The 1,391-nt window shown below is 67.7% G+C and carries 1 protein-coding gene; it reads left to right on the top strand.

Going from position 1 to position 1,391, the window contains the following annotated elements; translation table 11 throughout:
* The coding region (locus IEZ07_RS35210) for an IS4 family transposase (RefSeq protein WP_301549389.1) at nucleotides 1-1,217 on the top strand (1,217 nt) is incomplete at its 5' end.
* Nucleotides 1,218-1,391: the final 174 nt, after the last annotated feature.

Below are 1,391 nucleotides of genomic sequence, written 5' to 3'. Positions count from 1 at the left end.
AGGTCGGTGGGTCAGGTCGGCTGACGGATCTGGTGGGGCTGGGGGCGTTGACGTCGCTGGTGCCCCGGCAGGTCCTGGACGAGGCGATCGAGCTGCACGGATGCCGTGAGGAGCGGGTCCGGAAGCTGCCAGCGCATGTGGTGGTCTACCTGCTGATGGCGTTGTGCCTGTTCGCGGACGATGACTATGAGGAGGTCGCGGAGAAACTGACCGGTCTGCTCGCGGCGATGCCGGGATCCCAGTGGGAGCCGCCGACGCGGGGTGCGGTTACCCAGGCCCGACAGAGGTTGGGGGCCGGCGTCGTTCGGGAGGTGTTCGAGCGCCTCGCCCGTCCGGCCGCGACGGAGACGACCTCAGGGGCATGGCTGGGGCGGTGGCGGCTGATGGCGATCGACGGGTTCATCCTCGATCTGCCGGACTCACCGGCGAACCTGGCGGAGTTCCCCAACGACAGCGCGGGCGGGTATGAGACGGTGTATCCGCAGGCCCGGGTCGTGGCGATGAGCGAATGTGCCTCGCACGCGATTGTCGCGGCGGACGTGTCGGGCTGCTGGGACAGTGAGCAGACCCTCGCCTACTCGCTGTACGGGCGGTTGACGCCCGAGATGCTGCTGACCGCCGATCGCGGCTTCTACAGCTTCCACGCCTGGCAGTACGCGTCCTCGACCGGTGCGCAATTGCTGTGGCGAGTCCAGGCCGGGCTGCACCCGTACTGGCTGAAAGATCTGGACGACGGATCCTGGCTCGCGGTCATCACCAAGCCCACCAAGCTGCGCCAATCGCAGAAGGACCGGTTGCGTGCAGACGCCCGCCTCGGGCGTGACCTCGATCCGGACCGTGCGGTGATCGTCCGGGTGGTCGACTACACCGTGTCTGACGGCAAGGGCGAGCACATCCGCCTCATCACGACCATCCTCGACTCTACGGAGGCGACCGCGCAGCAGCTCGCCGCCTGCTACCAGGAGCGCTGGGAAGCCGAAACCGGATTCGCTCAGCTGAAGATCCATCTGCGTGGCCCCGGAAGGATTCTGCGATCCCGAACCCCGGGCCTGGTTCGGCAAGAGATCTGGGCCTACCTCCTCACTCACTGGGCCCTGGCCACCCTGATCTGCACCGCAGCCACCGCGGCCGGAGTCGACCCCGACAGGATCAAGTTCCTGGCCACCCTCCGGATCGTGCGCCGCTCGGTCACCGACCGAGCGGCCTTTTCCCCCTGAACCCTCACATGCTCTCTGGGCCAGAGTCGTCCACCAGGTCGGCCGGCCCCGTAACCGCAACCCCGAACGCCGCAACCGAACTTACCCGCGCTCCGTCAAGCGCACCCGACGCAGCAGCTACCGCGAACGACGCCCCAGCGACAAGGGCATCCGTCACACACCGGACCTCCCATC

It is taken from the genome of Planomonospora parontospora (genome assembly GCA_014647935.1).
Classification (GTDB): domain Bacteria; phylum Actinomycetota; class Actinomycetes; order Streptosporangiales; family Streptosporangiaceae; genus Planomonospora; species Planomonospora parontospora.
The sequence above is the reverse complement of the archived record's forward strand: the minus strand, read 5'-3'. Positions and strand labels throughout refer to the sequence as shown.